This window comes from Pseudomonas xanthosomatis (assembly GCF_019139835.1).
In the GTDB taxonomy this organism is placed as follows: Bacteria; Pseudomonadota; Gammaproteobacteria; order Pseudomonadales; family Pseudomonadaceae; genus Aquipseudomonas; species Aquipseudomonas fakonensis.
In genome coordinates, this window is the sequence record NZ_CP077075.1 from 170,939 (window position 1) to 195,666 (window position 24,728).

General features: G+C 64.3%; 26 protein-coding genes. 6 read left to right on the forward strand and 20 right to left on the reverse strand.

Annotated features, from left to right (window positions below; translation table 11 throughout):
• Positions 1-13: 13 nt before the first annotated feature.
• The 4 genes from KSS93_RS00735 to KSS93_RS00750 all read right to left on the reverse strand — a co-directional run bounded on the left by KSS93_RS00735 (position 14) and on the right by KSS93_RS00750 (position 4,177).
• A complete protein-coding gene (locus KSS93_RS00735; protein ID WP_217886756.1) occupies positions 14-919 on the reverse strand; it encodes an SdiA-regulated domain-containing protein in 906 nt (301 codons plus the stop codon).
• 92 nt (positions 920-1,011) lie between these two features.
• Positions 1,012-1,938, reverse strand: coding sequence for an SdiA-regulated domain-containing protein (locus KSS93_RS00740; protein WP_437182088.1), 927 nt, complete (start codon positions 1,936-1,938; stop codon positions 1,012-1,014).
• A 151-nt stretch (positions 1,939-2,089) separates the two neighbouring features.
• Positions 2,090-2,755 carry a fumarylacetoacetate hydrolase family protein gene (locus KSS93_RS00745; RefSeq protein WP_217841297.1) on the reverse strand — a complete coding sequence of 222 codons (666 nt, stop codon included), beginning with the start codon at positions 2,753-2,755 and terminating at the stop codon, positions 2,090-2,092.
• A 24-nt stretch (positions 2,756-2,779) separates the two neighbouring features.
• The gene (locus KSS93_RS00750) at positions 2,780-4,177 is read right to left on the reverse strand and encodes a D-2-hydroxyglutarate dehydrogenase (RefSeq protein WP_217886757.1); all 1,398 of its coding nucleotides are present in this window, start codon (positions 4,175-4,177) and stop codon (positions 2,780-2,782) included.
• 167 nt (positions 4,178-4,344) lie between these two features.
• On the opposite strand from KSS93_RS00750, the gene serA reads away from it, so the two are divergent.
• On the forward strand, positions 4,345-5,574 hold the full coding sequence (gene serA / locus KSS93_RS00755) for a phosphoglycerate dehydrogenase (protein ID WP_217886758.1): 1,230 nt from the start codon (positions 4,345-4,347) through the stop codon (positions 5,572-5,574).
• Positions 5,575-5,678: 104 nt separating this feature from the next.
• Here serA and KSS93_RS00760 read toward each other — a convergent pair whose 3' ends face one another.
• Complete coding sequence (locus KSS93_RS00760) at positions 5,679-6,155, reverse strand: DUF4399 domain-containing protein (RefSeq protein ID WP_217886759.1); 477 nt, start codon at positions 6,153-6,155, stop codon at positions 5,679-5,681.
• Between the two features lie 227 nt (positions 6,156-6,382).
• Between KSS93_RS00760 and KSS93_RS00765 the strand changes: the two genes are divergently transcribed.
• The gene (locus tag KSS93_RS00765) at positions 6,383-6,874 is read left to right on the forward strand and encodes a transporter substrate-binding domain-containing protein (protein ID WP_217886760.1); all 492 of its coding nucleotides are present in this window, start codon (positions 6,383-6,385) and stop codon (positions 6,872-6,874) included.
• 56 nt (positions 6,875-6,930) lie between these two features.
• Here the strand turns inward: KSS93_RS00765 and KSS93_RS00770 are convergent, their stop codons facing one another.
• Positions 6,931-7,428, reverse strand: coding sequence for a 2-thiouracil desulfurase family protein (locus KSS93_RS00770; protein WP_217886761.1), 498 nt, complete (start codon positions 7,426-7,428; stop codon positions 6,931-6,933).
• The gene (locus KSS93_RS00775; RefSeq protein WP_217886762.1) at positions 7,415-8,038 is read right to left on the reverse strand and encodes a 2OG-Fe(II) oxygenase; all 624 of its coding nucleotides are present in this window, start codon (positions 8,036-8,038) and stop codon (positions 7,415-7,417) included. Before KSS93_RS00775 ends, KSS93_RS00770 begins: the two co-directional genes overlap by 14 nt.
• A gap of 121 nt (positions 8,039-8,159) precedes the next feature.
• On the opposite strand from KSS93_RS00775, the gene KSS93_RS00780 reads away from it, so the two are divergent.
• Complete coding sequence (locus KSS93_RS00780) at positions 8,160-8,912, forward strand: DUF2059 domain-containing protein (RefSeq protein WP_217886763.1); 753 nt, start codon at positions 8,160-8,162, stop codon at positions 8,910-8,912.
• Here KSS93_RS00780 and bipL read toward each other — a convergent pair whose 3' ends face one another.
• On the reverse strand, positions 8,913-9,839 hold the full coding sequence (gene bipL / locus KSS93_RS00785) for a phospholipase BipL (RefSeq protein ID WP_217886764.1): 927 nt from the start codon (positions 9,837-9,839) through the stop codon (positions 8,913-8,915).
• A 205-nt stretch (positions 9,840-10,044) separates the two neighbouring features.
• Here bipL and KSS93_RS00790 point away from each other — a divergent pair, with 205 nt between their 5' ends.
• Positions 10,045-10,605: a DUF6436 domain-containing protein gene (locus KSS93_RS00790; RefSeq protein WP_217886765.1), complete on the forward strand. Its 561-nt coding sequence runs from the start codon at positions 10,045-10,047 to the stop codon at positions 10,603-10,605.
• Here KSS93_RS00790 and KSS93_RS00795 read toward each other — a convergent pair.
• Positions 10,584-11,150: a sugar O-acetyltransferase gene (locus tag KSS93_RS00795; RefSeq protein WP_217886766.1), complete on the reverse strand. Its 567-nt coding sequence runs from the start codon at positions 11,148-11,150 to the stop codon at positions 10,584-10,586. The genes KSS93_RS00790 and KSS93_RS00795 overlap by 22 nt on opposite strands.
• 88 nt (positions 11,151-11,238) lie before the next feature.
• Here KSS93_RS00795 and KSS93_RS00800 point away from each other — a divergent pair, with 88 nt between their 5' ends.
• Both KSS93_RS00800 and KSS93_RS00805 read left to right on the forward strand, forming a co-directional pair.
• Positions 11,239-13,605 carry a penicillin acylase family protein gene (locus tag KSS93_RS00800; RefSeq protein ID WP_217886767.1) on the forward strand — a complete coding sequence of 789 codons (2,367 nt, stop codon included), beginning with the start codon at positions 11,239-11,241 and terminating at the stop codon, positions 13,603-13,605.
• A gap of 71 nt (positions 13,606-13,676) precedes the next feature.
• The gene (locus KSS93_RS00805) at positions 13,677-14,495 is read left to right on the forward strand and encodes an alpha/beta fold hydrolase (RefSeq protein ID WP_217886768.1); all 819 of its coding nucleotides are present in this window, start codon (positions 13,677-13,679) and stop codon (positions 14,493-14,495) included.
• Between the two features lie 343 nt (positions 14,496-14,838).
• On the opposite strand, the gene KSS93_RS00810 is transcribed toward KSS93_RS00805, so the two are convergent.
• The 11 genes from KSS93_RS00810 to KSS93_RS00860 all read right to left on the reverse strand — a co-directional run bounded on the left by KSS93_RS00810 (position 14,839) and on the right by KSS93_RS00860 (position 24,728).
• Positions 14,839-15,711, reverse strand: coding sequence for a transporter substrate-binding domain-containing protein (locus KSS93_RS00810; RefSeq protein ID WP_217886769.1), 873 nt, complete (start codon positions 15,709-15,711; stop codon positions 14,839-14,841).
• Positions 15,708-16,481: an amino acid ABC transporter ATP-binding protein gene (locus tag KSS93_RS00815; RefSeq protein WP_217886770.1), complete on the reverse strand. Its 774-nt coding sequence runs from the start codon at positions 16,479-16,481 to the stop codon at positions 15,708-15,710. The genes KSS93_RS00810 and KSS93_RS00815 overlap by 4 nt, the downstream gene beginning before the upstream one ends.
• Positions 16,478-17,137 carry an amino acid ABC transporter permease gene (locus KSS93_RS00820; protein ID WP_217841282.1) on the reverse strand — a complete coding sequence of 220 codons (660 nt, stop codon included), beginning with the start codon at positions 17,135-17,137 and terminating at the stop codon, positions 16,478-16,480. The genes KSS93_RS00815 and KSS93_RS00820 overlap by 4 nt, the downstream gene beginning before the upstream one ends.
• Positions 17,118-17,783 (reverse strand): amino acid ABC transporter permease, encoded by a 666-nt coding sequence (locus KSS93_RS00825; RefSeq protein ID WP_217886771.1) that lies wholly within the window; start codon positions 17,781-17,783, stop codon positions 17,118-17,120. The genes KSS93_RS00820 and KSS93_RS00825 overlap by 20 nt, the downstream gene beginning before the upstream one ends.
• 685 nt (positions 17,784-18,468) lie before the next feature.
• The gene (locus tag KSS93_RS00830; protein ID WP_217841279.1) at positions 18,469-19,254 is read right to left on the reverse strand and encodes a MetQ/NlpA family ABC transporter substrate-binding protein; all 786 of its coding nucleotides are present in this window, start codon (positions 19,252-19,254) and stop codon (positions 18,469-18,471) included.
• 283 nt (positions 19,255-19,537) lie between these two features.
• Entirely contained in the window at positions 19,538-20,476 is a 939-nt protein-coding gene (locus KSS93_RS00835; RefSeq protein ID WP_217886772.1) for a sigma 54-interacting transcriptional regulator, read from the reverse strand.
• Positions 20,477-20,538: 62 nt separating this feature from the next.
• Positions 20,539-21,120: an alpha/beta hydrolase gene (locus KSS93_RS00840; RefSeq protein WP_217886773.1), complete on the reverse strand. Its 582-nt coding sequence runs from the start codon at positions 21,118-21,120 to the stop codon at positions 20,539-20,541.
• A 282-nt stretch (positions 21,121-21,402) separates the two neighbouring features.
• Positions 21,403-21,804, reverse strand: coding sequence for an ExbD/TolR family protein (locus tag KSS93_RS00845; RefSeq protein WP_217886774.1), 402 nt, complete (start codon positions 21,802-21,804; stop codon positions 21,403-21,405).
• Position 21,805: 1 nt separating this feature from the next.
• Positions 21,806-22,528, reverse strand: coding sequence for a MotA/TolQ/ExbB proton channel family protein (locus tag KSS93_RS00850; protein WP_217886775.1), 723 nt, complete (start codon positions 22,526-22,528; stop codon positions 21,806-21,808).
• A gap of 30 nt (positions 22,529-22,558) precedes the next feature.
• Positions 22,559-23,353, reverse strand: coding sequence for an energy transducer TonB (locus KSS93_RS00855; protein WP_217886776.1), 795 nt, complete (start codon positions 23,351-23,353; stop codon positions 22,559-22,561).
• 385 nt (positions 23,354-23,738) lie between these two features.
• Positions 23,739-24,728 carry a sulfate/molybdate ABC transporter ATP-binding protein gene (locus tag KSS93_RS00860; protein WP_217886777.1) on the reverse strand — a complete coding sequence of 330 codons (990 nt, stop codon included), beginning with the start codon at positions 24,726-24,728 and terminating at the stop codon, positions 23,739-23,741.

Below are 24,728 nucleotides of genomic sequence, written 5' to 3' on the forward strand. Positions count from 1 at the left end.
TTGTTGCAGGCGCTCAATCCGCCGGCTTTTCGAACACATAGAACAGGTTCGGCTCGCTCACCAGGTACAGCCTGCCCGCCTCGTCCATGGCCATGCCCTCGGCCTGCGGCACGGTTTTCTTCAGGCCCTGGAAGCCCTTGCGCAACGACAAGGTGCTCAGCGGCCTGCCCTCCACATCCAGCTCCAGCACCAGGCGCGATTCATCCGACAAGGCCAGCAGGTGCCCGCTGCGCTCGTCGTACTGCAGGCTCGACAAGTCGCGCACGAATAGCCGCCCATCACGCTTGCGGTCCTGCACTACATGCACGGCATACGGCTGCTCGGGGTTGGTGTGGGGGAACCCATGCACCTCGTAGATCAGCATCGGGTCGCGCTCCTTGGCCACGAACAGGCGCTGGCCTGCCGAGTCGTAGGCCAGCCCCTCGAAGCCCTTGTTGCCGTTCAGGCCGATGCCCAGGGTAAGCTGCTCGGCGTCGGCGGCATCGAGGAACAGGGTGTTGTCGTCCAGGCGCACACGAATCAGCCGCTGCTGGCGCTCATCGGTGATCACGAAATTGTTCGGCCCCACGTACTCCACCGCCTCGGGGTCGCCGAAGCCGGTCAGCGGCACGCGCCGCAGAATACGCCCGTCCAGCGACAGCTCGATCAGTTCGGGGCTGGAGTTGGTCACGGTGAACAGGGTCTTGCGGTCGGGATCGTAGGTCAGCGCCGAAACATCGTCATGCAGCCCGTCGATGGGCAGCGCCTCGAGCGTTACCCGATAGCGGTCCAGGCCGATGCCCTGCTCGCTCGGCTGCCACCAGGTCTTGAGGTTGAACCAGCCACGCTCGAACAGACGAAATTCATGCGCCGCCACACCCAGCAGGGTCAGGGTTGAAAACAGCAGGGCAGCAATGGTCAGGCGGTAGCTTCGGCGCATCAGGGCAGGCTCGGACTTGGAAAGGTGCGAATCTAACCATTAACAACTGAAGCAAAGCTTAAAGTCGGTGTGGGAAACAACTGGCAGTTTTATCAGTTTTTTCTGAAGCGATAGAACAGATTGGGCTCACTGACGAAATACAGATTGCCCTGCTCATCCATGGTCACGCCTTCGGCACGCGGGATACCGGCCTTGAGGCCATTGAAGCCACCCAGCAGGGCCATGAAGCTGACCTGGTCGCCCTTTTCATCCAGCTCAAGCAGCATGTTGGAGTCGGCCGACAGCGCCAGCAGGTGCCCGGTGCGCGGGTCAACGGCCAGTGCCGACAGGTTGCGCAGGTCCAGCTGGTCGCTAGGCAGAGCGTGTTTTTCGCCCTTGAGCGGGCTGCGCCCGTCGCTGCTCCAGGCGTACAGCTTGGGCGGGCGCTCTTCGCCTATCAGCAGGCGTTGGCGCATGGCATCCCAGGCAAGGCCTTCGAAGCCCTTGTTACCCTCGCCGGCATCGCCAAGCTCGAACCCTGGGTAGTCGCTGCGCTTGAGCGAAGTGGTGCTGGCATCGACCTTGACCATCACCAGATCATGCTGACGTTCATCGACAATACCGATCAGGCCGTCTTCCATCACCGCCACGGCTTCCGGGTTGGCCCAGCCCTCCAGCGGGATCTTGCGCAGCACGTTACCGTCGAGGTCGAGCTCGGTAAGGAAGGGGTGTTTGCCCATCACCGCGAACAGGGTGCGGGTATGCGGGTTGAACGACAGGTCCGAGGCTTCGTCCCGCTCCATGCCCGGCAGCGGCTTGGCATCGATGTCCACCACGTAATCCGGCAGCCAGATGCTTTCCTGGCGCACGGCAGAGCTTTGAAAGCGCTCCTTGAGCCACAGCAACCCGCGGTCGTCCCAATGCATGGCCATGGCCGCGCAGTAGGCGATCACTGCCAAGGCGCCCAGCCAGACAGGCCAGCGCAGCCACAGCTTGCGTTTGGGAGCAGATGAACGGGACGCAGCAGAGGGGATGACCATCAAGGGAATCCTGTCAGTTTGCCGTGATGTCTTCCTAACGTCGGCGAATGGGCACAGAGCTGCGCATTATCCGAATCATTTGTGAAAAAAACGGCAAATGCCGCCGGCGCGGCGGCACGGCGATGGCTGCAAGGCCATCGCCGCTTCAGGATCAGAGCACGCGGCTTTCGAACCGGCAGACGCCCGGAAGTTCCAGCACCAGCTCGTCACCCACGTTGAACGGGCCCACGCCGGCCGGGGTGCCGGTGAGGATCACATCGCCCGCCTGCAGCGAGAAGCACGCCGCCATGTACTGGATGATCGGCACGATGGGATTGAGCATCATCGCGCTGTTGCCGTCCTGGCGCACTTCGCCGTTGATGCTCAGGCGCACCGGAATGTCGGTGACATCTTCGAACGAGGCGGCCGACACGAACGGCGGCAGCACGCAGGCACCGTCGAAGCTTTTGCACAGCTCCCACGGCAGGCCCTTTTCCTTCAATTTGCTCTGCAGATCGCGCAGGGTCAGGTCCAGCGCCGGGGCGTAGCCGGAAATGGCGTCCAGCACTTCTTCTTCGGTGGGTTTGGTCGAAAGCGGCTTGCCCAGCAGCACGGCGATTTCGGCTTCGTAATGCACCGAGCCACGGTCGGTCGGGATCTTGAAGCCGCCTTCAAGCGGCACCACGCAGCTGCCGGGCTTGATGAACAGCAGCGGCTCGGCGGGGATCGGGTTGTTCAGTTCCTTGGCATGTTCGGCATAGTTGCGGCCGATGCACACCACCTTGCCCAGCGGGAAGTGGATGCGGGTACCGTCTACGTACTGGTGCTGGTAACTCATGGCCGACTCCTGTGAATACTGCTTTTATTCGGGAGCGAAGATCTTACCCGGATTCATGATGCCGTTAGGGTCGAAGACGGCCTTTATCGCCTTCATGCAGGCGATTTCTTCAGGCGAACGGCTGTAACCCAGGTAGTCGCGCTTGGTCATGCCCACGCCATGCTCGGCAGAGATCGAGCCGTTGTAGCGCTGGACGATCTCGAATACCCACTTGTTGACCTTCGCGCACGAGGCGAAGAACTCATCCTTGCCCATATGCTCGGGCTTGAGGATGTTCAAGTGCAGGTTGCCGTCGCCGATGTGGCCGTACCAGACCACTTCGTAGTCGGGGTAATGTTCGCCGACGATGGCGTCGATATCGCGTAGAAAGGCCGGCACTTTCGATACGGTGACCGAAATGTCGTTTTTGTACGGGGTCCAGTGGGAGATGGTTTCAGACAAGTACTCGCGCAGCTTCCACAGGTTTTTCAGCTGCGTCTCGCTCTGGCTCATCACCCCGTCCAGCACCCAGCCCTGCGCCACACAGTGCTCGAAGGTGGCCAGGGCCTGCTCGGCGACCTCTTCTGTACTGGCTTCGAACTCCAGCAGCGCATAGAACGGGCAGTCGGTGGCAAACGGCGCGGGCACATCGCCCCGGGCCATGATCTTGGCCAGGCCCTTGTCGGAGAAAAACTCGAAAGCCGTGAGGTCGAGCTTGCCCTGGAAGGCGTGCAACACCGGCATGATCGCATCGAAGTCCGGGGTACCGAGCACCATGGCGGTAAGGTTGCGCGGCGTGCGGTCCAGGCGCATGGTGGCCTCGACCACAAAACCCAGCGTACCTTCGGCGCCGATGAACAGCTGGCGCAGGTCGTAGCCGGTGGCGTTCTTGATCAGGTCCTTGTTCAGCTCCAGCAGCTCACCCTTGCCGGTGACCACCTTGAGCCCGGCCACCCAATTGCGCGTCATGCCATAGCGGATCACCTTGATGCCGCCGGCATTGGTGCCGATGTTGCCGCCGACCTGGCTGGAGCCGCTGGAAGCGAAGTCCACCGGGTAATAAAGGCCGTGGTCTTCGGCAAACTGCTGCAACTGGCGGGTGATGACCCCGGGCTGGCAGACCACCGTGCGGTCGAATTCGTTGAAATCGAGAATCTGGTTCATGTAGTCGAAGGCCACGACCACTTCACCATTGGCCGCCACCGCTGCGCCGGAAAGCCCGGTACGCCCGCCGGAGGGCACCAGGGCAACGTTGTGAGTGTTGGCCCAGCGGACGATGGCCTGCACCTGCTCGACGGTCTTGGGCAGCACGATGGCGCTGGGCGCCGGCGGGTAGTGCTTGGTCCAGTCCTTGCCGTAGGCCTCGAGCGAAGCCGGGTCGGTCAGCAGCTTGCCGGGGTCGACAAGGGCGCTCAGTTCATCCAGTAATGCACGCTCGGTCATCGCGGGAACTCTCAACTAATTCATAGTGAGCCTGAATTCGTCTCACTGTCTGAAACAGCTCAGCAAGTGTCGCGTATGGTAGCATGGCACCCCCGCTGTTCGTGCTAATGCCGATGCCGCGCCGCTTCACCCCTCGCCATTTTTCTCCGGGATACAGGTTTAAGCAGATGAGCAAGACTTCTCTCGACAAGAGCAAGATCAGGTTCCTTCTTCTCGAAGGCGTCCACCAAAATGCCGTGGACACCCTCAAGGCTGCCGGCTACACCAACATCGAGTACCTCACGGGCTCGCTGCCAGACGCCGAACTGAAGGAAAAGATCGCAGATGCCCACTTCATCGGCATCCGCTCGCGCACCCAACTGACCGAAGAGGTCTTTGACTGCGCGAAGAAACTGGTCGCGGTGGGCTGTTTCTGCATCGGCACCAACCAGGTCGACCTGGGCGCGGCCCGCGAGCGCGGCATCGCCGTGTTCAACGCCCCGTACTCCAACACCCGTTCGGTGGCCGAACTGGTGCTGGCCGAGGCCATCCTGCTGCTGCGCGGCATCCCCGAGAAAAACGCTTCCTGCCACCGTGGCGGCTGGATCAAGAGCGCGGCCAACTCGTTCGAGATCCGTGGCAAGAAACTGGGCATCGTCGGCTACGGCTCGATCGGCACCCAGCTGTCGGTACTGGCTGAAAGCGTGGGCATGCAGGTGTACTTCTACGACCCGCTGACCAAGCTGCCGCTGGGCAACGCCACTCAGGTTACCAACCTGAACGAGCTGCTGGGCCTGGCTGACATCGTGTCGCTGCACGTTCCCGAGCTGCCATCCACCCAGTGGATGATCGGCGAGAAGGAAATCCGCGCGATGAAGAAGGGCTCGATCCTGATCAACGCCGCCCGTGGCACCGTGGTCGAGCTGGACCACCTGGCCGCCGCGATCAAAGACAAGCACCTGATCGGCGCCGCCATCGACGTGTTCCCGGTGGAGCCGCGCTCCAACGACGAAGAGTTCGAAAGCCCGCTGCGTGGCCTGGACAATGTGATCCTGACCCCGCACATCGGTGGTTCCACCGCCGAAGCCCAGGCCAACATCGGCCTGGAAGTGGCCGAGAAGCTGGTCAAGTACAGCGACAACGGTACCTCCGTGTCGTCGGTCAACTTCCCTGAAGTGGCCCTGCCGGCGCACCCGGGCAAGCACCGCCTGCTGCACATCCACCAAAACATCCCGGGCGTGCTCAGCGAGATCAACAAGGTCTTCGCCGAAAACGGCATCAACATCTCCGGCCAGTTCCTGCAGACCGACGAGAAAGTCGGTTACGTGGTGATCGACGTGGATGCCGAGTACTCGGACCTGGCGCAAGAGAAGCTGCAGCACGTCAAGGGCACCATCCGCTCGCGCGTACTGTTCTGAGCTTGATTGCGGCATGGAAAAGGGAGGCCCTGGTGGCCTCCCTTTTTTTGCCTGCAAGATTGGTGTCGCCTGATTCGCGGGTAAACCCGCGAAGAACCCAACGCTTACTTCACCTCGACAGTGATCTTCTTCGACTCGACGCTCGGCTTGAACGGCACGTGGTACTGGTCACCCAGCACCAGCTGCAGGGTGTGCTTGCCCGGCGTCAGGGTGATGCTGGTTTCGGTCTGCGCCTTGCCAAAGTGCAGCACCTGCGGGCCGGCCGGCAGGGCCACGCCGCTCTCGGGCATCAGGCTGGTGGGCAGCGGCATGTCGGCCACCGGGGCTTTGTCCACATCCACCAGCAGGTGGTGGTGGCCGGTGTGCGGGGTTTGGTCACCGGCAGGCTTCAAGCCCATGCCCTCGATGCCGAACTTGACGGTGAAGGTCTTGTCGACCGTTGCGCCATCGGCGGGGGAAACGATGAACACCTTGGCGTCTTTCGGGGGTTCCTGGCTCTTCAATGCATCCGCTGCACTGGCCAATACCGAGGCTCCCATCAACACACCGGCGACGGCAGCACGCGAAAATAGGCTTTTCATTCACTTCTCCTGTGATTCACTTCAATAGACCGCTATGACTTAAACGAGGTCGCACGGTAGTTCACCATAGTCCAGCCACAGCACCAGAGGTTCAAAAGCCGGTGCAGAAATATTTGCGTTTCGGTTAAACATAAACGGCCTAGCAGGGTCATAGGCTGCGTTCGACCGGGGCGGGGAGAAACCCCCGGGGAATGAAATTCATCTGCCAAAAAAGAAAAGGGGCACCCATGCGTTTGACCATTGGCGTACTGCTGGCCGTACTCGTCAGCCCGCTGGCCCAGGCCGAACTGATCGACGAAATCAACGACCGCGGGGAATTGCGCATTGCCGTGCAAACCGACAACTCGCCGTATTCGTTCAAAGAGAACGAGCAACTGACCGGGTTCGATATCGAACTGGGCCAAGCCCTGGCCAAAGAGCTGGACTTGCGCGCCGAGTTCATCGAAACCGCAGCCGCCGAAGTGCTGACCGGTGTTGAAAGTGGCACTTACGACATCACCGTCGACAAACGCGGCAACGAACAGACGGCCGATTCACCGCTGACCACCAGCAAGCCTTTTGGCAACGAGAAGCTGGTGATCCCGTTCCAGAAGGACAACCCGGCCTTTGAAAGCGCGCTGAACAATGCGCTGCAGCGGATCAAGGACGATGGCCGGCTGGGGGCGCTGGAGCAGAAGTGGTTCAAGGGTGCGGCGCAGCAGGCTGCAGAAGAGCACTGAAACCGAGCCTGCCCCATCGCCGGCTCCTACAGTCGATCGACAGGGCCGGCCCAGTCTCAAGCGCCAAGCAACGCCAGCGAAGCCTCTTCCAGCTCCAGTTCACTGAACACCAGCACCCCCTCACGGCGCAGCAACGCGGCAGTCACCCCTTCACCGGCCACCTTCACACCGCTGAAGCTGCCGTCATAGGTGAGCCGGTTGCCGCACGAAGGGCTGCCGGACTTGAGCACTGCCACGCGAATGCCATGCCGACGCACCAGCGCCAACGCCTGCTGCGCACCGCTCAAAAAAGCATCGCTGACATCCTCTCCACCGACCGTGATCACCTGCGCCTGCCCGTCCAGCACCTGGCCGCCCTGCCCGCCGGGGATTTCCGCCGGGGGCCGGGGCGTCGGCAAGCCGCCGGCCACCTCGGGGCACAACGGTACCACCCGGCCCTCGGCCTGCCAGCGCTGCAGCAGGTCGGGGTGGCCACTGGCGCGCCCGTCGTAGCGCACCGGCTGCCCCAGCAGGCAGGCGCTGACGAGGACCTTGGGCAACTCAGAACGGGTCATTGCCACGCCGGCGGAACCAGCCCGTCAAGGACAGCCGCTCACGCCCGGCCGCCAGCACTTCGTGGGGGACGTCACCAGACAAGAACACCACCAAGGTGCCGGCCACAGGCTGTACGTCATGCACCTGCTCGCCCGCGAGGAACATGCGCAACTGGCCGCCGTCCGCAGGCTTCCAGTTTTCGTTCAGGTAGTACACCGCCGAGACCATGCGCCGGTCGTCATCGCGAAAGCGGTCAAGGTGGCGGCGGTAGAAGGCCCCCGGCGGGTACAGGGCGAAGTGGCACTCGAAATCCTCAAGGCCCAGGAACAAGCCCTGGTTGATCGCCTGGCGCAGGCTGTCCATGGCACCCAGGTACTGGTCGCACGGCGCGGACTCGCCAGGGTCGAGCCACTGGATCTGGTCGCCACGAATAGCCTCGCGCACTTCTTGCGCGGCGCCACGGCCCACCCCGGCAGGGTTCAGCTCGCCTTCGGCGTAGCGGCGCCGGCACTCGGCCGCGAGTGCCCGCGACAGTGCGTCGGGCAAAAACAGGGTTTGCTGCGACCAGCCACGGGTGGCCAGGTCGTCGACGATCGCCGACAGCAGTGAATGTTCGAGAGGAGTGTGCATGGCGCATCATAGCCATTCGGCCTGCGCGCGCACAGCGCCACTTGGTCAGGAAGCGCCGCGTGCGTCTCGACAAAGCCCCGCCACGCCACGGACAATAGCGGCCTGCCGACAGGAGTCCTGAATGCGCCGTCTGTTTTCCCTGCTTCTGCTGATGATCTGCACCATGCCTGTCTGGGCAGACAACCTCGATCAGCTGTACAAGGCCGCCGGCTGGCCCGACCAGCGCGCCCATTTCAACGATGCCGTGAGCGCCGCCCAGCAGCGCTACCGCAACAGCCTGCCGCCTGCGGTTTACCAGGCGCTGGTCAACAACAGCAACCAGCGCTTCCAGGCCCAGGCCATGGACAAGCGCGCCCAGGCGCAGCTGCGCAGCACCTTGCAAAACCCCGCTCCGGCACTGGCGTTTTTCCAGTCGCCCTTGGGCCGCAAGGTGGTGGCCGCCGAGCTGCTGGCCACACGTAAAGACCAACTGGCCAAGAACGCCAAGGGCCTGCCGAAGATGCAGGCCAGCGACAACCGCCTGCTGATCATCGGCCACCTGGCCCAGGCCCTGCCGGCCCGCGAGGCCGGTGCCGAGGTCAGCCTGGCCATCGCTGGCGTTGCCGCCGACAGCCTCAGCTCGATGATCCCCGGCCTGTTCGGTGGCGGCCAGGCCCAGGGCCTGCTCGACGGCCAGCGCCAGCGCCTGATGAACCAGGTGGGCGAAGACCTGAACAACACCCTGCTGTATGTCTACCGCGATCTGTCGGACGCCGAGCTGGAAGAGTTCTCGACCTTCGCCGAATCACCCGAAGGCCAGGCCTACTACAAGGCCGCCGTGGCCGCCGTGCGCGCAGCCCTTGCCGTGGGCCAGCAGGCGTCGGACCTGAACTGATCAGCCCAGGCGCTGGCCAATGAAGTCGAAATAGCGCTGGCGGATGCCCGGCAGCTCATTGGCCAGGTGGTGCCGGGCTTCGGGCAGCATCAGGACCTGCGGCTCAGCGAACTTGGCCTTGAGTACCTGCAGGTTGTATGGCCAGTCCACCGTGCCGTCCGCCTCGCCCTGCACAATCAGCAATGGCCGCGTACTGCGCGGCGCCGCCTCGATACGCCGCACCCACTTCAGCAGCGCCCCCACCCAGGCGGTGGGCAGGCGCCGTGGTTGCAGCGGGTCGGTTTGGAGAAACGCCAGAAACGCCGGATCGTTGGTGTTCTCGCTAAAGCGCCGCTCGATGCCGTTGACGAAGTGGCGCAACACGCGATAGCTGAGCTTCGACCAGTGCCAGGCCCGCGGGCGTACCAGCGGCGCCAGCAGAATCACCTGGCCATCGGCCGGGCTTTGCCCGCCACAGTGCAGCAGGTGGTCGATGACGATCGCCCCGCCAGTGCTCTGGCCAAACAGGTGCCAGGGGCGCGGTAAATCGAGCAGCCGCGCCTGGTTGAACAAGGCGTCGAGGGTCTGCTGATACAGGCCGAAGTCATCGATGCTGGCCCGCTCGCCGCTGGACAGCCCGTGCCCGGGCAGGTCGCAGCTGATCACCGCATAGCCCCTGGCCAGCGCCCACTCGATCACGTGGCGATACAGGCCCATGTGGTCGTAATAGCCATGCAGCAAAAACAGCGTCGCCACCGGCTGCTCGGGCAGCCACACCTGCCCCACCAGGTCGAACCCCGCTGCCTGAAAGCCGCCCAGCCAGCTGTGCGCCGGCAGGTCGAGGCCGTAGAAGCGCTGGTAGTCGTGGCCCTGGGCAGGCAACGGCTGGCGCTCGACAAGGGGTGAAAGGCTGGCGCGCAGCAGGTCGGGGTGGAAGGTGGCAGGCATCGGGTAGATCCAGAAACGCAGCGGGTATTGACCTGGGATATTCAGGTCTGGGCGATGCCGTGGCAAGCTTGACCCCTTTAATTGAGCACCATTGATCACTGTGGGAGCGGGCTTGCCCGCGAAAGCGTCAGCCGCAACAAATAGGTTGCCTGAGCTGACGCATTCGCGGGCAAGCCCGCTCCCACAGAGGTCCTGCGGATCGACCATGCCAACCCGAACACTCATCACCGCCATAGCCACCCTGCTCTGCGCCGCCGCCCTGTGGTGGGCCTACGACAGCTTCCAGGCCCGCTACCTGCGCCCCTTCGATAACCAAACCACCTTGTTCGACGGCAGCCAACTGCGCCTGCCGCCGCAGCTGGCCGGCCCCGGGCCGATCCGCGTGGTGCACTTCTGGGACCCGGCCTGCCCGTGCAACGTCGGCAACCAGCAGCACCTGGGCGAGCTGGTGGCGCAGTTCGCCCCGCTGGGGGTGAGCTTCCATGTGCTGCAAAAGCCCGGCAGCCACGGCCAACTGCCCGCCAACCTCGATGCCCTCAAGCCCCTGGCCAGCCTGCCCGGCAGCGAGCACCTGCCTGCCACCCCCGCCGTGGCGATCTGGGACCACGACGGCCAACTGGCCTACTTCGGCCCCTACAGCGAAGGGGCGATGTGCAATTCGAGCAACAGCTTCATCGAACCTATCCTCAAAGCCTTGCAACAAGGCCGCCGGGTGCAGGCCTCCAACACCCTGGCGGTGGGCTGCTACTGCCCCTGGGCCGGCTGACGCACCCGCGCCGGGTTGCCCACCACCACCGCCCCCGCCGGAACGTCGCGGGTGACCACGCTGCCGGCGCCAACCACTGCGTCGTCGCCGATGCTCACCCCCGGCAGAATGATCGCCCCGCCGCCAATCCATACGTTGTCACCGATGCTCACCGGCCGCCCGCTTTCCAGCCCGCTGAGGCGCAGTTCAGGGTCCAGCGGGTGGTCGGCGGTGTAGATCTGCACCGCAGGCCCGATCTGGCAGTCGGCGCCGATGCGCACCGGCAGCACGTCGAGGATCACGCAGTTGAAGTTCATGAAGGTGTTGGCGCCCACGCTGATGTTGTAGCCGTAATCGCAATAAAACGGCGGGCGAATCACCACGCCGTCGCCAACACAGGCGAAGTGCTCGGCCAAAAGGCCATGGCGCGCCTGGTTGAGCAGCTCGACGCTGGTGTTGTAGCGATGCATCCAGTGCTTGTTGGCGACCTGCTCCACCTGCAGCTCCGGGCAGCCGGCGTGGTAGAGCTGGCCGGCCAGCATTTTCTGTTTTTCGCTGAGGGCCATGGAAACTCCTTGTTGGGGGCTATGCTCAGTGCGCGAATACACCGATGATCGGACCACAAAATTTCGCTCGAGTGCACAAGGAGTCTCGATGAAGCGCAGCCTGACCCTGCTGGCCGTGGTGATTGCCGTTGGCGCCGCCGGCACCGGTTACTGGTACGTACAGGGCAAGCAGCCGGTGCGTGACGGCGAGGTGGCCCTGGCCGGGCTGCAGGCGCCGGTCAGCGCACGCTTCGATGCCCGCGGCGTACCGCACCTGCAAGCGCAGAACGAGCCCGACCTGTACCGCGCCCTGGGTTACGTGCACGCCCAGGACCGCCTGTTCCAGATGGAGATCATGCGCCGCCTGGCCCGCGGCGAGCTGGCCGAGGTGCTCGGTGAAAAGCTGCTGCCCACCGATACCCTGTTCCGCAGCCTGCGCATTCGCGAGCAGGCCGCGCTGATGGTCAAGCGCATCGACCACCAGTCCCCGGCCTGGCAGGCCCTGCAGGCCTACCTGGACGGCGTCAACCAATGGCAGGCCGGCCACCCCAAACCGATGGAATTCGACCTGCTGGGCATCACCCCACGCCCGTTCAGCGCCGAAGACACCCTGAGCATCGCCGGCTACCTGGCCTACAGCTTCGCAGCGGCGTTCCGTACCGAGCCTGCACTCACCTACATTCGCGACCAGCTCGGGCCCGAGTACCTGAAAATCTTCGACCTCGACTGGCAGCCAGGCGGCGCCCTGGCCACGCCCCTGGCCGCCGCCGACTGGCGCAGCCTGGAACAGTTGGCCAAGCTGAGCCAAGACGCCCTGGGCGATGCCGGCATCCCGCAGTTCGAGGGCAGCAACGCCTGGGCCGTGGCCGGCAGCCGCACCCGCAGCGGCCGCCCGCTGCTGGCAGGCGACCCGCATATCGGCTTTGCCGTGCCGGCGGTGTGGTACGAGGCCGAACTGTCGGCGCCGGGTTTCAACCTGTATGGCTACTTCCAGGGGCTCAACCCGTTCGCGCTGCTGGGGCACAACCGCGACTTCGGCTGGAGCCTGACCATGTTCCAGAACGACGACCTGGACCTGATCGCCGAAAAGTCCAACCCGGCCAACCCCGAACAGGTGATGGTCGATGGCCGCTGGCAAACATTGGAAAAGACCGAGCAGACCATCGCCATCAAGGGTGAAAAACCCGCCACCATCACCCTGCAGCGCTCGCCCCACGGGCCCATCGTCAACAAGGTGCTGGGCGATACTGCAGGCCCCACGCCGATCGCCATGTGGTGGGCGTTCCTCGAAACCGACAACCCGATCCTCGAAGGCTTCTACCAGATCAACCGCGCCGACACACTGGACAAGATGCGTGACGCCGCCGCCAAGGTGCAGGCGCCCGGGCTTAACCTGGTGTGGGCCAACGCCCGTGGCGATATCGGCTGGTGGGCGGCGGCGCGCCTGCCGATCCGCCCTGACGGGGTAAACCCGGCGTTCATCCTCGATGGCAGCACCGGCCAGGCCGCCAAGCCCGGCTTCTACCCGTTCAGCGTCAACCCGCAGCAGGAGAACCCGGCCAGCGGCTACATCGTCTCGGCCAACTACCAGCCGCCTGCCGTGGTGCCGGTGCCCGGCTACTACAACCTGGCCGACCGCGGCCGCCAGCTCGACCGCCACCTGAGCAACCCGGACATCAAGTGGGACACCCAGAACAGCCAGGCCCTGCAGCTGGACACCAGCAACGACTATGGGCCGCGCACCCTGGCGCCACTGCTGGGCACCCTGCGCAACGTGGCCCAGGGCGATGAAGAGAAAGAGCTGGTGGAGCAACTGGCCGCCTGGCGCGGCGATTACCCGGTGGATTCCACCAGCGCCACGCTGTTCAACCAGTTCCTTTATGAGCTGGCCTACGCCGCCTTGCACGACGAGCTGGGCGACACCTGGTTCCCGGTGCTGCTCAGCACCCGCGCCATCGACGCCGCGCTGCCGCGCCTGGCCGCCGACCCCGCCTCGCCCTGGTGGCGCCAGCGCGGCAGCAACGAACAAACTGACCGTACCGCCATCGTGCGCCAGGCCTGGCAGCGCAGCCTCGCGCACCTGCGCAAGACCTTCGGCAAGGACCCGGCCAGCTGGCAGTGGGGCAAGGCCCATACCCTCACCCACAACCACCCGCTGGGGGTGCAGAAGCCGCTGAACCTGCTGTTCAATGTCGGCCCGTTCGCCGCCCCCGGCAGCCACGAGGTGCCCAACAACCTCTCGGCGAAAATCGGCCCGGCGCCGTGGCCGGTGACCTACGGGCCTTCGACCCGCCGCCTGATCGACTTTGCCGATGCCGGCGCTGCGCTGACCATCAACCCGGTGGGGCAGAGCGGCGTACCGTTCGATGCGCACTATGCCGACCAGGCCGAGGACTACATCCAGGGGCGCTACCACAAGGCGCGCATGGGGGTGATCCCGGCGCAGAGCACGTTGCGGTTGGTGCCGGGCAAATGAATTTCCCTGCCTGGGCCAATCGCCGGCTTGCCGGCGATTGGCCCAACTCTATCCATCAAGAGATAAACCCCATGCAAAAACACTTCATCGAAATCGACGGTGCGCGCATGAGCTACGTCGAGCAAGGCCAGGGCTTCCCGGTGCTGCTGGGCCACAGCTACCTGTGGTCGGCGGCCATGTGGCAGCCGCAAATCGAAGCGCTGTCGCAGCACTTTCGGGTGATCGTGCCCGAGCTGTGGGGCCATGGTGATTCCGACGCGCCGCCGGCCAGCACCACCGACATGACCGCGCTTGCCCGCCAGCACCTGGCATTGCTGGATGCGCTGGATATCACGCAATGCCACCTGGTCGGCCTGTCGGTCGGCGGCATGTGGGGCGCGCAACTGGCTATCGAACACCCTGAGCGCGTCGACCGCCTGGTGCTGATGGACACTTACCTGGGCGCCGAACCTGAGGCGACGCGGCTGAAGTACTTCGGCTTGCTGGATGCGGCCAGCGCCGCCGGCGCTTTCACCGACCCGCTGCTGGATATCGTGGTGCCGATCTTCTTCCATGCCGGCGGGCAGACGGTGCCCGAAGTGCGCGAGCAGTTCCGCGCCGATTTGAAGGCCAGCAGCGCGCAGACCATTCGTGAAAGCCTCGACCCCATGGGCCGGGTGATCTTCGGCCGGCCCGACCTGCTCGGGCGGCTGGGTGAACTGCAGGGCGCCAAGACCATCGTGGTCTGTGGTGACCAAGACATCCCGCGCCCGCCCGAGGAGTCCAACGAGATGGCGCGGATCATCGGCTGCCTGGCGGCGCAGATTCCGTTTGCCGGGCATATCAGCAGCCTGGAGAACCCGCAGGTGGTGAACGATTTCCTGCTGAACTGGTTGCCGCACAAAATTTGAGCTTGCAGGGGCTGCCTTGCAGCCCTTTCGCGGCACGAGGCCGATCACAGGTAACGCATCTCCTTGTGGAGATTACCCAGCCCTGCGGGCTGCGCTGTCGCGCAGAGAACAGGTCCCGCAGATGCGCCACGCCCCCCCCTGTGGGAAGCGGCCTCGTGTCGCGATGGGCTGCGCAGCAGCCCCGGCAATTTTGCATGAGGCCGAGGCCTTGGGGCCGCTTTGCGCCCCATCGCGACACAAGGCCGCTCCCCACGGGAATCGCGTTAAATCAATGAGTTGTAGTTTGTTCTATGAGAGCGGCCTCGTGCCGCGAAAGGGCCGCAAAGCGGCCCCAATGGCTTCATCACCCCTGCCACTTGCCGCCTTCGACGATCACGCTCTCAGGCTTGGTGTCGTCGCTCAGCTCTTTGCGCACGTACTGGTCATACAGCTTGAGCAGAAATTTCTCCTCGCCCAGCTTGGCAAGCTCGGCGTTGACCCAGTCACGCAGCTCGGTATTGCCCTTCTTCACTGCCGGGGCAATCGGCGCCTCGTCACCCAGCAACTGCGGCAGCACGCGGTAGCCCGGGTTCTGCTTGGCCCAGCTGAACAAGATCAGGTTGTCCTGGGCGTAGGCGTCACCCCGGCCATTGGCCAGGGCCGCCAGCGACTCGCTGTTCTTCTCGAACTTGAGCAGCTTCCAGTCCGGGTGGTTCTTGGTCAGCCAGACATCCGCCGTGGTGCCGGTGGTGACGATGATGGTCTTGTCGGCCAGGTCGTCGAGTTTTTGCACCGGGCTGCCGTCGGCAACGATGGCCTGCACCGCCACGCGCAGGTTGGGGTTGGTGAAGTCCACCGCCTCCTTGCGCTCGGGGGTGACGGTCATGTTGGCGAGAATCAGGTCGACCTTGTCGCTTTGCAGGAATGGGATGCGGCTGGCCGGCTCGACGGCGACGAACTCGACCTTGTTTTCATCGCCCAGCAGCTCCTTGGCAAAGCGCCGGCCGATGTCGGTGTCAAAGCCCACGTAGCGCCCGCTTTCATCGACGAAACCGAACGGCGGCTTGTCGGTGAACACGCCGACGATCAGCTTGTCGCGGGCCTTGATGGTTTCCAGGTAGCTGCTGGCCGGTGAAGCGGCGGCGGGCTTGGCCGGCTCCTCGGACTTGTTGCAACCGGCCAGCAGGGCCAGGCCGAGCAGCGGGGCGAGCAGTTTGGCAAAGGGTGCGGTTTTCATGACAGTTCCTTGTGCAGTGTCTTGGGCAGGCTTTCGACGAAAGAGAATTTCTCCAGGAACTGCTGCGCGCGTGCGGTTTGCGGTTGGGTGAAGAAGCGCTCGGGGTGGTTCTGTTCAAGGACCCTGCCGGCCTCCATGAACACGATTCGGTCGGCCACCGCACGGGCGAAGGCCATTTCGTGGGTGACGATGAGCAAGGTCATGCCATCGCGGGCCAGGCCCTGGATCACCTGCAGCACTTCCTTGACCATTTCCGGGTCCAGGGCGGCGGTGACCTCGTCGAACAGCATCACCTCGGGGTTCATGCACAGCGAGCGCACGATGGCGATACGCTGCTGCTGGCCACCGGAAAGCTGGCGCGGGTAGGCGTCGCGCTTGTCCAGCAGGCCCACCCGGGCCAGCAACGCCTCGGCCTGGGCCTGGGCTTCGCCGCGCTGGCGCTTTTGCACCTTGAGCGGGCCGAGCAGCAGGTTGTCGAGCACGCTCATGTGGCCGAACAGGTGGTAACTCTGGAACACCATGCCCACTCGCTGGCGCACCTGGCGCCAGTCGGTACCCGGCGCCAGCAGCTCCTGGCCGCCAAGGCGCAGACTGCCGCCGTGGGCCTCTTCCAGGCCGTTCAGGCAGCGCAGCAAGGTGCTTTTGCCGCAGCCGCTGGGGCCGAGGATCACCACCACTTCGCCGGCCTGCACCTGCAGGTCGATACCGGCCAACACCTGCTGCTCGCCGAAGAACTTGTTGAAACCCTGAAACTCGATCAATGCGCTCATGTGTGGGCCCAGCGGCGTTCCAGCACGCGCGAGGCGGCCGAAAGCGGGTAGCAGACAAAAAGGAAGAACAGCAGCAGCACGCCGTAGATCAGCACCGATTCGTAGGTGCGCTCGATGATCTGCTGGCCGGCCTTGATCACCTCGACCACGCCGATCAGCACCGCCAGCGAGCTGGTCTTGATGATCCGCGTGTAGATGTTGATGGTCGGCGGGGTCATGCGCTTGAGCGCCTGGGGCAGCAGCACGTAGCCATACAGCTGCCAGCCGGCCAGGCCGATCGACAGCCCCGCTTCGCGCTGGCCGCGTGGCAACGAGCGCAGCGCACCGCGCACCACCTCGCCCACCTCGCTTGCGCCCCACAGGCCCAGCACCAGCACCGCGCACCAGAAGCTCGGGATGCTCAGCCCGAAGAAAATCGGCAGGCCGAAGAACACCAGGTACAGCCAGACCAGCACCGGAATGGCCCGGAACAGCTCCAGATACACCTGCAGCCCGATGTTCAGCAGGCGGTTGCCGAGGCTCGCCAGCACCCCGTAGAGCACGCCCCCCAAGGTGGCGAAGAGAATGCCCAGGGCCGAGATGGCCAGGGTTTGCCCGGCGCCGGCCGCCAGTTGCGGCCAGGACACCTGCAGCAGTTCAAACCCCGTACTGGCCATGTTGCAGCCTCCTTTCCAGATAGCGCAGCAGCAGCGACAGCGGCAGGAAGATCAGCACACACAGCAGCGTCAGCACGGCGAGCATCTCGTAGGTTTTGTAGTACAGGGCGATGTAGTTCTTGGTGGTGTAGAGGATCTCGGGCACCGCCACCGCCGACACCACGGTGGTTTCCTTGAGCAGGAACACGAAGTTGGCGAACAGCGCCGGCAGGCTGGCGATGCCGGCCTGGGGCAGGATCACGTGGCGCAGCAACTGGCCCTCGGACAACCCGATGGAGCGCCCCGACTCCAGTTGCGCCCGCGGCACCGCCTCGACGCCTGCGCGCAGCACTTCGGTGAGGTAGGCGCCGCCCATGAAGGTCATGGTGATGATCGCCGCGGCGAAACTGGACACCTTCACCCCAAGGCTTGGCAGGGCGAAGTAGACGAAGAACAGCTGGATCAGCAGCGGGGTGTTGCGCGCCAGCTCCACGTAACCCTTGACCAGGCGCTGCAGGTACGGCGTGCGCAGCACCAGAATGGCTGCATTGAGCACGGCCACCAGCAGCGAGGTGGCGATGGCGATCAGGCCGACCTGCAGGGTGACGCCGACGGCCTTGAGGAATGCCGGCAATGTGCTAAGCATGAAAGCGGTGTCGAAGTTCATGGACGTCGCCTCGACACCGGCGTTTGGCAGTACGGCATGGGTTATTTCCAGGTCGGCGCGAGGGTCGCTCGGCGTCGTTTCACAGTGGCTGGCGATGTGCCGGTAGGCACCTTGAATAGACTTTAAAGGTATAAAAATATTTTTCTAAATATCTTTATTGCATATTCATATCACTCAGTTCACGTTTCGGAAATTTCCTACGAAATTTTGGGACCTTTCTGGCGAATGCCCTTTCCAACCGGTTTCAAACTGTGACTTGCGCGGCCCATCAAACCTACAAGGACGATAACGATGAACAGCCCCTGCTCGCCTGCTTCGAACGAACAACTGCTGTGGCTCATGGCCTTGCGCCGGGCGCTGGGTGACAAGCGCCCGGCGTGATCCTCTGTAGAAGATCACCCAGCCCTTTGGGCTGCGCTGTCGCGCAGAGAACTAGCCTCGCAGATGTACTGCGGTCCCTGTGGGAAGCGGCCTTGTGTCGCGATGGGCTGCGCAGCAGCCCCGGCAATTTTGCATGAGGCCTTGGGGCCGCTTCGCGCCCCATCGCGACACAAGGCCGCTTCCCACAGGGACCGTGTTAAATCAACGGGTTGTAGTTAGTTCTATGAGAGCCAGCCTGGGTGAACGCCGCACAAACAAAAACGCCGACGCAAATGCGTCGGCGTTTTTCGTTGCGGGCCGCGTATCAGAACGCTGGCAGCACCGCGCCTTTGTACTTCTCGGCGATGAAGGCTTTCACCTCAGGGCTGGTCAGGGCCTTGGCCAGCTTCTGCATGGCTTCGCTGTTTTTGTTGTCCGGGCGGGCAACCAGGAAGTTCACGTACGGCGAGTCGCTACCCTCGATCACCAGGGCGTCCTTGGCCGGGTTCAGGCCGGCTTCCAGGGCGTAGTTGGTGTTGATCATGTCCAGGTCGACCTGGTCCAGCACGCGCGGCAGCATGGCCGATTCCAGCTCACGGAACTTGAGCTTTTTCGGGTTCTCGGCGATGTCTTTCGGGGTGGCCAGGGCGTTTTTCGGGTCTTTCAGGGTGATCAGGCCAGCCTTCTGCAGCAGCAGCAGGGCACGGCCGCTGTTGCTACCCTCGTTGGGGATGGCAACGGTGGCGCCTTCTTTCAGCTCGGCCAGGGTCTTGACCTTCTTCGAGTAACCACCGAACGGCTCGACGTGCACGCCGATCACGGTTTCCAGGTGGGTGCCCTTGCCTTCGTTGAAGTTCTGCAGGTACGGCAGGGTCTGGAAGTAGTTGGCGTCCAGGCGCTTCTGGTCTACCTGCACGTTGGGCTGCACGTAGTCGGTGAACACCTTGATCTGCAGGTCGACGCCTTCTTTGGCCAGGGTCGGCTTGATCAGCTCGAGAATTTCAGCGTGCGGCACCGGGGTTGCGGCAACCACCAGTTTTTCGGCGGCGGATGCCAGGCCGGCGAAGGACAGGGCAGCGGCCAGGGCGGTGGTCAGCAGGGTCTTTTTCATGGTGATCCTTGTTATGGAGCTGGGCCATCGCTGATGGCGGCAATGTCGGGTGCCCATCCGTTCAGGTGGGCGTGAAGCGGACGATACCGGGAATTTTTATTCCGTAACAATATCTTTTATTTAGCTGCTTATTCCAAAAACAAATTGCCACCATGGCGTTTGTTTATGAGCCTTGTAGGAGCGGCCTTGTGCCGCGAAAGGGCTGCGTAGCGGCCCCGGCATTTTTGAGTGGTGCCAATATCCTGGGGCCGCTGCGCGCCCCTTTCGCGGCACAAGGCCGCTCCTACAGGTCCAGTTTTGCCAGCGCCCCGAGCAATACACTCCGCAACTCGGCCAGCGTCCGGGCCTCACGGCTTTGCGCCAGTTGCCCAAGCTGCCGGGCCAGCGCATCCAAAGGCGCGCGCTCCGGCAGGTCGAGGTGTTCCGGCAAAATTTCCTCGCCCTCGCTGACCAACAGCGCAAAGTGAATGACGTTCTCCAGCTCCCGGGTATTGCCCGGCCAGGCGTGGGCCTCCAGCGCCTGCTGGGCGGCCTCGCTGATCAGCGCCAGCGGCCGGTCCAGGCGCACGCTGTAGATACCGACGAAGTACTCGGCCAAAGGCAAAATGTCGCCAACCCGATCGCGCAGCGCTGGCAGTTCCAACTCGCCCTCGTGCAGGTAGTGGTACAGCCGCTCGTTGAAGCGCCCCGCCTTCACCGCCAGGGCCAGGTCGATGCTCGAGGCCGCCACCAGGCGCACGTCCACCGGCTGCGGGTGGCTGGCGCCGACCCGGGTCACTTCGCGGTTTTCCAGTGCGGCCAGCAACTTGCCCTGGATCGCCAGGGGCAGGTCGGCGATTTCGTCCAGGTACAAGGTGCCGCCGTTGGCCGAGCCGAACCAGCCGGCGCGGCTGCTGGCGGTACCGCCCTGGCTACCGGCGCTGTAGCCGAACAGCTCGGCATCGGCATAGGTGGGGCTGATGGCCGCGCAGTTGACCGACACGAACAGCCCGCCGCGGTCACTGGCGCGGTGGATCTGCCGGGCCAGCAGCTCCTTGCCGGTGCCGGTCTCGCCGCGGATCAGCACCGGCAAGGGTTGCGGCGCCAGGCGTTCGAGGGCCTGGCGCAGCGCCTGGGAACGCGGGTCGACGAACACCAGGGCCTTGGCGCGAATACTCAGCGGGCTCTTGTCCAGCTCGGGAAAGGTCAGCAGCGGCTGGCCGAAGGGGGCGTGAAAGGTCATGCAATACTCCCGCCCCGGCCAGCCGGCCGGGGCTCAAGGCAACACAGTGAAAGGCCGGTGGCTCAGGCGCGGCGCAGCGCGCGCTGGTCAATACGGGCCTGCAGGCGGAACAGGTAGGCGAAGCCCTGCTCCCAGCGTTCATGGCCGGACTTGACGTTGATGTGCCCGGCATTGGCCAGCAGCCCGGCCTCGGCGCCCCAGGCGCGGGCCAGGTGCAGGGCGCGGGGCACGCTCACCGCCGGGTCGTTGTCCGAGCTGACCACCTGGCTTGCGAACGGCAGCGGCTGCTGCGGGATCGGCGCAAAGTTGCGCAGGGCCGGCGCACAGGCAGGCCGCTCGACATCGGCCGGGGCCACCAGCAAGGCGCCGCGCACCCGCCGCAGCAAGCCGGGGCTGGCCTGGGCGGCCCAGTGGGCGACAGTGATGCAGCCCAGGCTGTGGGCGATCAGGATCACTGGCGAGGCGTCGGCGGCAATCGCCTGTTCCAGCGCCTGCACCCAGTCGCGGCGCTGCGGGGTGAGCCAGTCGTGCTGCTCGACCCGGGCGCTGTTGGGCAGGCTGCGCTGCCAGTGACTCTGCCAATGGTTGTCTGGCGATCCTTGCCAGCCCGGCACAATCAGGTAACGAATCGACTCATTGCGCATGGGGACGCCTCCGAAAGTTTGCGTGCTTGGGGTGCAAGTATAGGGAGGGGGTTATATTCGTAAAGGAATAAGAAGCTATTTATTAATAACCAAAATATAGAATCCATCAACGTGGGAGCGGGCTTGCCCCGCGATGGCGTTGGTGAGGCCAGTATCGCCATCGCGGGGCAAGCCCGCTCCCACGCCCACACGCAAATGGCCCTTCACTCAGGCGTAAAAAAAGGGCCATCCCCTGCCAAGGAAAATGGCCCATAAGCACTTGCCTGAAGGGGGTGTTTCCGGTCAGCGGGCTGTGATCACCGCCAGCTTGCTGATACCGGCGCGTTCGATGGCCGCCATCGCCCGGGCGACTTCGCCGTAGTTCACGCCATCGTCGGCCTGCAGCTGCACACGCAACTCGGCGTCCTTGCTCTTGGCGGCCTTGAGGCTGGTTTCCAGCAAATCGGGCTGGATCTCGTCCTTGTTGATGAACAGCTTGCCGCTGCCATCGATGCTCACCACCAACGGGTCCTTCTGCTCCACCGGGGCCACGGCCTCGGTCTTGGGCAGGTTGATGGGGATGGCGTTGGTCAAAAGCGGCGCGGTGACGATGAACACCACCAGCAGCACCAGCATGACGTCCACCAACGGGGTGACGTTGATTTCACTCAACACTTCATCGCTGTCCTGGGTCGAGAAGGCCATGTCAGGAGGCCTCCTTCACCGGCTGGGTGAACCCGGCCGCCTGGCGCTGGGCCGCCGGGTGCACCAGCACGCGGAAGGCACTCTTCTGCGCCAGGCTGTAGAAGTCGTGGGCAAAATCATCAAGGTCGGCCGCGGTGAGCTTGAGGCGGCGCAGGAAGTAGTTGTAAACCAGCACCGCCGGCACCGCGACGGCAATGCCCACGCCGGTGGCCACCAGTGCCGCGCCGATGGGGCCGGCGACGGTTTCAAGGCTCGCGGAGCCGGCCGCGCTGATACCCTTGAGCGCCTCCATGATGCCCCACACGGTGCCGAACAGGCCGATGAAGGGCGAGGTGCTACCGATACTGGCCACTACCGCCAGGCCGGTTTCCAGCGAGCGGCGCTCACGCACGATCTGCTGGCGCAGGGCACGTTCGAGGCGGTCCTGGTGGTTGATGGCGTGGCTCAGGTCACTGGCCTGGCCGGGCTCGCCCACGGCAATCGCGGCGTAGCCGGCCTGGGCCACGCGGGCAGCGGGGCCTGGTTGCTCGTCGCTGATGCCGGCCGCCGAGTCCAGGCTGGAGGCCGCCCAAAACTGCTGATGGAAGCGTTTGTCCTGGTTCTTCAGGCGCACGAACTGCACCACCTTCACCAGGGCCAGCGCCCAGGTAGCGACAGAGAAGCCGACCAACAGCCAGATGACGGCGCTTTCAACGGATTCGAGGGGGGATGCCAGCAGGCTCATGATGTAGTCCTTCCTTAAGCGGGGGGCAAATTAACGAAGCTTGAAATCGATCGGTACGCTGACCCAGCCGGCCAGGGCCACGTCGCCCTGCTTGGCCGGCACGAAGCTCCAGCGCTTGACCGCAGCCAGCGCGGCGGCGTCGAGGGCGTCGCGGCCACTGCTTTTCTGCACCTGGATCTGCCCGGGCTTGCCGCTGGGCAGCACCTCCACGCGCAGCAGCACGGTGCCTTCCCAGCCACGGCGCTGGGCCATCTGCGGGTATTCCGGGGCCGGGTTCTTCAAGTACGCGGCGTTGGCCGAGGGTGGCGTTACCGGGGCCGGCGCAGGGGGCGCGGGCGGGGCCGGGGCGGCCACGGGGGCTGGCGGCGGCGCTTCGACCGGCTTGGGTGCTGGCTTGGGCTCGGGCTTGGCCTTGACCACCGGCTTGGGGGCAGGCTTGGGCTTGATTTTGGGCTTGGCAGCCAGTTCGTCGACCACCGGAGGCGGCGGCTCGACCACAGGTGGCGCCGGGGCCGGTGGTGGTGGCTCGACCACTGGCGGCGCGGGGGCGGCGAACTCGATGGTCATTGGCGGCACTTGTGGCGGTACGATCGGCAGCGCCGGGGTGGGCGACTGGCTGATCCAGTAGGCGGCGGCGCCGTGCAGGGCCAGCACCAGCAGGCCCAGCGCCAGCTTGTCGCGGCGCTTGAGGCCGCTGGCCGGGGTGCGCTGCAGGCGCAACTGGCCCAGTGGCAGGCGCAACGTGCGCCCAAGCTCGACCAGGTCACCCGCTGCCGGGTGCCATGGCTGGTCGAAGGCTCTGGCGGCCGTCTGGACATTACCCATTTGCTCGAACTCCCTGTGGGCTGGATTCAGGTGTGTGGCTGAATCATCGGGGGTCGAGGCTTATGCTATGAAGTAATGTTTGAAGTTAAAGTTAGATCTTTTGTGCATATTGTTTTTGGCTGGAAGGCTCAAGGCCGCGTATTTCGGGGGATTCGAAGCGGAGCGCGCTCGTCGATGCCTTGTGGGCATATGAAATATTCGTGCAAGGCATCGGATTGTTGCGAGGGCTGCCCCCTCGATCGCGACACAAGGCCGCTTCCCACAAGGGATCGCGTAACCCTGTAGGAGCGGCCTTGTGCCGCGAAAGGGCTGCAAAGCAGCCCCGGCAATTCATCAATAAAAAACCCGGGACCATGCCCGGGTTTTTCATGCATCAAGCGGCGGCTCAGATGTCTGCCACCTTCTGCCACACCTTTGGCCGGAAGAACAACGTCTCGCCCCGCGCCAGGCCTGTCAGGCTGTCGTGGTCCTTGACCACCTCGGCCTCGATCAGCTCGCTCTGCCCTTCCACCTTCAGCGTCACCCGGGTGGTGGCGCCCAACGGGCGGATGTCGCGCACTTCGGCGGCGTGGTGGCCTTCGGTTTCGTGGCGCGACAGCGACACCTCGTGCGGGCGGAACAGCACGTGGTGGCCTTCGCTCAGGGCCAGGCGGTTGGAATCCCCCAGGAAGTGGTAGACGAAGTCGTTGGCCGGCTGCTCGTACACCTCGCCCGGCGAGCCGATCTGCTCGATCACGCCCTTGTTCATCACCACGATGCGGTCGGCCACTTCCATGGCTTCTTCCTGGTCGTGGGTGACGAACACCGAAGTCAGGTTGATGTCTTCGTGCAGGCGCGCCAGCCAGCGGCGCAGCTCTTTGCGCACCTTGGCATCCAGCGCACCGAACGGCTCGTCCAGCAGCAACACCTTGGGCTCCACCGCAAGAGCCCGGGCCAGGGCGATACGCTGGCGCTGGCCACCAGACAACTGCTCGGGGTAGCGGTCGGACAGCCAGTCAAGCTGCACCATGTTCAGCAGCTCATGGACCTTTTCGGCGATCTTGCTCTCGCTCGGGCGCTCGCCCTTGGGCTTCATGCGCAGGCCAAAGGCGACGTTGTCGAACACGCTCATGTGGCGGAACAGCGCGTAGTGCTGGAACACGAACCCGACGTTGCGGTCGCGCACATCGTGGCCGGACACATCCTCGCCGTGGAACACGATGTTGCCGTCATCCGGGGTTTCCAGCCCGGCGATGATGCGCAAAAGGGTGGTCTTGCCGCAGCCGGACGGGCCGAGCAGGGCCACCAGCTCGCCGCTGTGGATATCCAGGTTGATGTTGTTCAGGGCCTGGAAGCTGTTGAAGCGCTTGCTGACGTTACGGACTTCGATCGACAT